The sequence below is a fragment of the Pseudomonas sp. P7779 genome (genome assembly GCF_013386315.1).
Lineage (GTDB): Bacteria > Pseudomonadota > Gammaproteobacteria > Pseudomonadales > Pseudomonadaceae > Aquipseudomonas.
The window spans coordinates 36277-43245 of record NZ_JACARZ010000002.1 but is presented as its reverse complement, the minus strand read 5'-3'; the positions used below and the strand labels follow the sequence as shown (position 1 = coordinate 43245).

Genomic DNA, 6969 nt, shown 5'->3' with positions numbered 1-6969 from the left:
GATGCGGGCTACCAGATCGCTATCGATTGCGCCAAAGAGCAGGGCCTCAATCTCCCGATGATCAAATAACTAATGTGGGAGCGAGCTTGCTCGCGAATGCGGTGTATCAGTCACTGAAGTCGTTAGCTGACCCATCGCTTTCGCGAGCAAGCCCGCTCCCACATGTGATCTGCGTTTCACCCAAAAACAATCCATCAGAGGTTGAACATAAATGGCAGTAAAAGACGCTCGTGCAAGCACCACCCCGTTGATCGAAAGGCGTTCGATCGACTACATCCCGGAAGCGGAAAGACACGGCCGTCTATTGAGTCAGTTCACCCTGTGGTTGGGTGCCAACCTGCAAATCACTGCGATCGTCACCGGGGCCCTGGCCGTGGTGCTGGGCGGTGATGTGTTCTGGTCGTTGATCGGTCTGTTGATCGGTCAACTGCTGGGCGGTGGCGTCATGGCCCTGCATGCGGCGCAAGGCCCGCAACTGGGCTTGCCGCAGATGATCTCCAGCCGCGTGCAGTTCGGCGTGTATGGCGCGGTGATTCCACTGGTGCTGGTGTGCCTGATGTACATCGGTTTTTCCGCCAGCGGCTCATTGCTGGCGGGGCAGGCGGTGGCGCAGTTGCTTCACGTTGAAGACTGGGTCGGCATCGTATTGTTCGCGGGGCTGATCATGGTGTTTACGATCTTCGGCTACCGGGTGATCCACGGCATCGGTCGCATCGCCAGCGTGCTGGGGGTGGTTGCCTTCGTGTACCTGTTCTACAGGCTGCTGGCCGGTAACGACATCGGTGCGTTGCTGGGCAACAAGCATTTTTCCCTCAGCAGTTTCCTGCTGGCGATTTCCCTCTCGGCGTCCTGGCAGATTGCGTTCGGCCCGTATGTAGCGGACTACTCGCGCTACTTGCCGCGCAGCACGCAGGCCTCGAAAACCTTCTGGGCCGTGGGCCTCGGTTCGGTGATCGGCGCGCAGGCTTCGATGGTGTTCGGTGTGTTTGCGGCAGCCCTGGCAGGCTCGCAATTCGCTCACCACGAAGTGTCGTTTATCGTCGGCCTGGGCGGCACCGGGATCGTCGCGGCGCTGCTGTATTTCAGCATCGCCTTCGGCAAGGTCACCGTCACCACCCTCAACGCCTACGGCAGCTTCATGTCGATCGCGACAATCATCAGTGGTTTCCGTGGCAGCCGGCATATCGGCAGTGGCACGCGGCTGTTGTACATCTTCGTGATGGTGTCGATTGCCGCCGCGCTGGCGTTGCTGGGCAAGGACTCGTTCCTCAAGGATTTCTCCGCGTTCATCCTGTTCCTGCTGGCGTTTTTCACGCCCTGGAGTGCGATCAACCTGGTGGACTTCTACTGCATCACCAAAGAGCGCTATGACATCCCGGCCCTGTCCAACCCCAACGGTCGCTACGGTCGCTGGAACCTGATGGGCATCAGCATCTACGTGTTCGGCGTGCTGATTCAGATGCCGTTCATCTCGACGCATTTCTACACCGGCCCACTGGTCGCGAGCCTGGGCGACACCGATATCTCGTGGATCATCGGGCTGGTGGTGCCGGCGGCGTTGTACTACTGGGCTGCGAAAAAATGGCACAGCCCGATTCCTGAGCGCCTCGTGCTGCCCGATGTGCAGGGCGCCGCTGCTCAACCTGCTTAACCAGAACCCGGTACGCATGACAAACAGCGAATTGAAACAGCAAAACTGGCGAAAACTTTCCTCAAGGGACATCCTGAACTCTGGCACGCATGGTGAGCGACAACGCAGCCAAGAAAATCGACGCGGCCTTGTAGGTTGAGCGTTTCCGGTTGCCGCCACAGGCAACCGGGCGCCCGGCCACAATCCACTGGATCGAGAGCACACTATGTTTCCTGAGAGATTTACGTTTTCCATCGCCGACTGGGTCAACAGTTGGGTCGATGCGCTGGTGACCAACTACGGCGATGTGTTCCGGCACATCTCCGATACGTTGCTGTGGGCCATCGTTAACCTGGAAGGTTTGCTGCGCGCAGCGCCCTGGTGGTTGATGTTGCTGATTGTCGGCGGTATTGCCTGGCATGCCACTCGCAAGTGGTTCACCACCGTCGTGATCGTCGGCCTGCTGTTTCTGGTGGGCGCGGTCGGGCTGTGGGACAAACTGATGCAAACCCTGGCGCTGATGATGGTGGCCACGGTGATTTCGGTGCTGATCGGCATTCCCCTGGGGATTCTGTCGGCCCGCAGCAACCGCCTGCGTTCGGTGCTGATGCCGCTGCTGGACATCATGCAGACCATGCCCAGCTTCGTGTACCTGATCCCGGTGTTGATGCTGTTCGGCCTGGGCAAGGTCCCGGCGATTTTCGCCACGGTGATCTACGCCGCACCGCCGCTGATTCGTCTTACCGACCTGGGCATTCGCCAGGTGGACGGTGAAGTCATGGAAGCGATCAACGCCTTCGGTGCCAACCGCTGGCAGCAACTGTTCGGCGTGCAACTGCCGCTGGCCCTGCCGAGCATCATGGCCGGGATCAACCAGACCACCATGATGGCCCTGTCGATGGTGGTGATCGCCTCGATGATCGGCGCCCGTGGCCTGGGTGAAGATGTACTGGTGGGCATCCAGACCCTCAACGTTGGACGCGGCCTTGAAGCCGGTCTGGCGATCGTGATTCTTGCCGTGGTCATCGACCGCATTACGCAAGCCTATGGTCGTCCACGGCATGAGGCGAGCAAATGACTACTGTCAGCAAAATTGAAGTCAAAAACGTATTCAAGATTTTCGGCAACCGCTCCAAGGATGCACTGGCGTTGATTGGCCAGGGCAAGAGCAAGGACGAGGTGCTGGCCGAGACTGGTTGCGTGGTGGGTGTGAACGACCTGTCCCTGAGCGTCGACACCGGTGAAATCTTCGTGATCATGGGGCTGTCGGGTTCCGGCAAGTCGACCCTGGTGCGTCACTTCAACCGGCTGATCGACCCTACCAGCGGTGCGATCCTGGTGGACGGTGAAGACATCCTGCAACTGGACATGGAAGCCTTGCGCCAATTCCGCCGGCACAAGATCAGCATGGTGTTCCAGAGCTTTGGCCTGCTGCCTCACAAGAGTGTGCTGGACAACGTTGCCTACGGCCTGAAAGTGCGTGGTGAAACCAGGCAAGTGTGCGCCGAGCGTGCGCTGCACTGGATCGAAACCGTGGGCCTCAAGGGCTATGAAAACAAATACCCGCATCAACTTTCCGGCGGCATGCGTCAGCGTGTAGGCCTGGCCCGGGCGCTGGCGGCCGACACCGACATCATCCTGATGGACGAGGCGTTCAGTGCGCTCGACCCGCTTATCCGTGCCGAGATGCAAGACCAGTTATTGGAGCTGCAAAAGACCCTGCACAAGACGATCGTGTTCATTACCCACGACCTCGATGAGGCGGTGCGCATCGGCAACCGCATTGCGATCCTCAAGGACGGCAAGCTGATCCAGGTCGGCACGCCCCGCGAGATTTTGCATTCACCGGCGGATGAGTACGTGAACCGGTTTGTCCAGCGGCGGGTGGCGGTGGTTTGATCCGATATTTGTGATGGGTTGGCTGAGGCTATCGCAGGCAAGCCAGCTCCCACATTTGGAATGCGTTTCCCCTGTGGAAGCTGGCTCGCTTGCGATGAGGCCAGTGAAGCTGCACAACAATTGCGAATTTCATGAAGAGGTCAACGATGTCCCAGGCTGAAAAAATCATCATCGCCGACGCCCCGATGCGTTGGCAGGACGTGGTCGCCGTGGCTCGCCACGGTGCGATCCTCGAACTCTCGGGCCAGGCCTGGGCTCGCATCGACAATGCACAGGCCATCGTCCAGCGCATCGTCACCAGCGGCGAGCGCGCCTACGGCATCAACACCGGCCTGGGCGCCTTGTGCAACGTGTCGCTCAAGGACGAACAACTGAGCCGGCTGTCGCGCAATACCTTGCTCAGCCATGCCTGCGGCGTCGGTGCGCTACTGAGTGTGGAGCAAACCCGCGCGATCATTTGCGCGGCGATCATTAACTACAGCCACGGCAAATCCGGCTTGCATCCGCAGGTGGTGCATTCGCTGCTGGGGCTGCTCAACCATGGCATCACGCCGCAAGTGCCGTCCCAGGGGTCCGTGGGTTACCTGACCCACATGGCGCACATTGGCGTCGCCTTGCTCGGCGTCGGCGACGTCAGCTATCGGGGTCGTATCGTTCCCGCACACCAGGCGCTGGCTGAAGAAGGTTTGCAGCCGGTAGTGCTCGGTGCCAAGGACGGGCTGTGCCTGGTCAACGGCACGCCGTGCATGACCGGCCTCAGCAGCCTGGCCCTGGCCGATGCGCACCGCCTGCTGCAATGGGCCGATGTGATCGGTGCCATGAGCTTCGAAGGCCAGCGCGGCCAGATCGACGCCTTCGACGAAGAAATCATCGCGCTCAAGCCGCACCCGGGCATGCAGCAAGTGGGCATCAACCTGCGCGCGTTGCTGGACGGCAGCGAAGTGATCGCCAGTAGCAAAGGCATTCGTACCCAGGACGCCCTGAGCATCCGTTCGATTCCCCAGGTGCACGGCGCGGCCCGCGACCAACTGGAACACGCCACCCGGCAGATCGAAACCGAACTCAACGGTGCCACCGATAACCCGCTGGTGCTCGGCACGCCAGACAGCTACCGCGTGGTGTCCCAGGCCAATCCCCACGGGCAGTCCGTGGCCCTGGCGGCAGACATGCTGGCCATCGCCATGGCCGAAATCGGCTCCATCGCCGAGCGTCGCCTGGACCGTCTGATCAACCCGCACGTCAGTGGTTTGCCGGCGTTCCTGGTGAGCAACCCCGGGGTCAACTCCGGGATGATGATCGTGCAGTACGTCGCCGCCTCGCTGTGCGGGCAAAACCGCCAGTTGGCGCAACCGGCGGTGCTCGACAACTTCGTCACCTCGGGCCTGCAGGAAGACCACCTGAGCATGGGCACCAACGCCGCGCTGAAGCTGTATTCGGTGCTGGAAAACGTCACCCAGATCCTCGCCATCGAGTACTTGCTGGCGGCCCAGGCGTTCGAGTTCCTCCAGGAACAACGCTTCGGCGCCGGCACCGATGCCGCCTGGCGTTTGCTGCGCGAACACGTCCCGGCCTACGACCAGGACCGCTGGCTGGCGCCAGACATCGCAGCCACCGCCGCGTTGCTCAAGGACGCCGACTTACTGCAACGCACGCTACCGAATTTGCACTGACCTTTTCCCAACAATAACCAGCGTGCCAAGCCGACTGATCCTCTAAAAGAGCACAGCGGCGGATAACGGAAGCATCCGGAGCGACTGGTAGTTAACAACACTCTCAAAAGGAGCATGAATGTGACTGCGCTAAACCTGATTCCAGGCCAACTGAGCCTTGCCCAACTGAGGGCCATCTACCAGCAGCCGGTAACCCTCAGTCTGGATGACAGCGCCTCGGCCCAGATCGAAGCCAGTGTCGCCTGTGTGGAACAGATTCTCGCCGAGAACCGCACCGCCTACGGCATCAACACCGGTTTCGGTCTGCTGGCCTCGACCCGCATTGCCAGCGAAGACCTGGAAAACCTCCAGCGTTCCCTGGTGCTGTCCCACGCCGCCGGCGTCGGTGAGCCCATCAGCGATGCGCTGGTACGGCTGGTCATGGTGCTCAAGGTCAACAGCCTGAGCCGGGGTTTTTCCGGGATTCGCCGGCAGGTCATCGACGCGCTGATCGCCCTGATCAATGCCGAGGTCTACCCGCACATTCCACTGAAAGGTTCGGTGGGCGCCTCCGGTGACCTGGCGCCATTGGCCCACATGTCGCTGGTGCTGCTGGGCGAAGGCAAGGCCCGCTACAAAGGCGAATGGCTGGAAGCTACCGAAGCGCTGAAAGTTGCCGGCCTGACGCCGCTGACCCTGGCGGCCAAGGAAGGCCTGGCGCTGCTCAACGGCACCCAGGTTTCCACCGCTTATGCATTGCGTGGGCTGTTCGAGGGCGAAGATCTGTTCGCCGGTGCCCTGGCCTGTGGCGCCCTGACGGTGGAAGCCGTGCTGGGTTCGCGCTCGCCGTTCGACGCACGCATTCACGCTGCCCGGGGCCAACGCGGCCAGATCGACTCTGCGGCCGCGTATCGCGCCCTGCTGGGTGAAAGCAGCGAAGTGTCGCAATCCCACGAGAACTGCGACAAGGTCCAGGACCCGTACTCCCTGCGTTGCCAGCCACAAGTCATGGGTGCCTGCCTGACCCAGTTCCGCCAGGCGGCCGAAGTACTGGTGGTGGAAGCCAACGCCGTGTCGGATAACCCACTGGTGTTCGCGGCTGAAGGTGACGTGATTTCCGGTGGCAACTTCCACGCCGAACCGGTGGCCATGGCGGCGGACAACATGGCGCTGGCCATCGCGGAAATCGGCTCCCTGAGCGAGCGTCGCATCTCGTTGATGATGGACAAGCACATGTCGCAACTGCCGCCATTCCTGGTGGGCAATGGCGGTGTGAACTCCGGCTTCATGATCGCCCAGGTGACGGCGGCGGCATTGGCCAGCGAGAACAAGGCACTGGCGCATCCCCATAGCGTCGACAGCCTGCCGACGTCAGCCAACCAGGAAGACCACGTGTCGATGGCCCCGGCGGCGGGCAAGCGCCTGTGGGAAATGGCCGAGAACACCCGCGGTGTGCTGGCGGTGGAATGGTTGGCGGCTTGCCAGGGCCTGGACCTGCGCAATGGCTTGAAAACCTCGCCGGCGCTGGAAAAGGCGCGCGGGATCCTGCGCAGCAAAGTTGCGTTTTATGAGAAGGACCGCTTCTTTGCGCCGGACATCAATGCCGCCAGTGAGCTGCTGGCAACGCGTTGCCTGAACGAGCTGGTGCCGGCGAAGTTGTTGCCGAGCTTGTAAGAGCGACACCGATCCAGTGTGGGAGCTGTCGAGCCCCGGCGAGGCTGCGATGGCGCCGGAACAGGCAACACTTTCGTAGCCTGACCCACCGCTATCGCAGCCTCGCTGGGGCTCGAC

General features: G+C 61.4%; 6 protein-coding genes and 1 pseudogene. All 7 read left to right on the top strand.

Annotation, left to right across the window (positions count from 1 at the left end; translation table 11 throughout):
- Nucleotides 1-69 (top strand): hypothetical protein (locus HX869_RS31765; RefSeq protein WP_371317765.1); only part of this gene is annotated, 69 nt, incomplete at its 5' end.
- A gap of 142 nt (nt 70-211) precedes the next feature.
- Nucleotides 212-1651, top strand: a complete 1440-nt coding sequence (locus HX869_RS00310) for a cytosine permease (RefSeq protein ID WP_087692903.1) — start codon at nt 212-214, stop codon at nt 1649-1651.
- A pseudogene (locus HX869_RS00305) lies at nt 1638-1785 on the top strand (histidine ABC transporter substrate-binding protein); the annotation flags it as partial. The gene HX869_RS00310 and the pseudogene HX869_RS00305, both read left to right, overlap by 14 nt.
- A gap of 71 nt (nt 1786-1856) precedes the next feature.
- On the top strand, nt 1857-2708 hold the full coding sequence (locus tag HX869_RS00300; protein WP_178902582.1) for a proline/glycine betaine ABC transporter permease: 852 nt from the start codon (nt 1857-1859) through the stop codon (nt 2706-2708).
- Nucleotides 2705-3529: a glycine betaine/L-proline ABC transporter ATP-binding protein gene (locus HX869_RS00295; RefSeq protein ID WP_003209262.1), complete on the top strand. Its 825-nt coding sequence runs from the start codon at nt 2705-2707 to the stop codon at nt 3527-3529. The genes HX869_RS00300 and HX869_RS00295 overlap by 4 nt, the downstream gene beginning before the upstream one ends.
- A 146-nt stretch (nt 3530-3675) precedes the next feature.
- The gene (gene hutH / locus HX869_RS00290; RefSeq protein WP_178902581.1) at nt 3676-5199 is read left to right on the top strand and encodes a histidine ammonia-lyase; all 1524 of its coding nucleotides are present in this window, start codon (nt 3676-3678) and stop codon (nt 5197-5199) included.
- 114 nt (nt 5200-5313) lie between these two features.
- Nucleotides 5314-6852 (top strand): histidine ammonia-lyase, encoded by a 1539-nt coding sequence (gene hutH / locus HX869_RS00285; RefSeq protein ID WP_085984627.1) that lies wholly within the window; start codon nt 5314-5316, stop codon nt 6850-6852.
- The last annotated feature ends 117 nt before the right edge of the window (nt 6853-6969 follow it).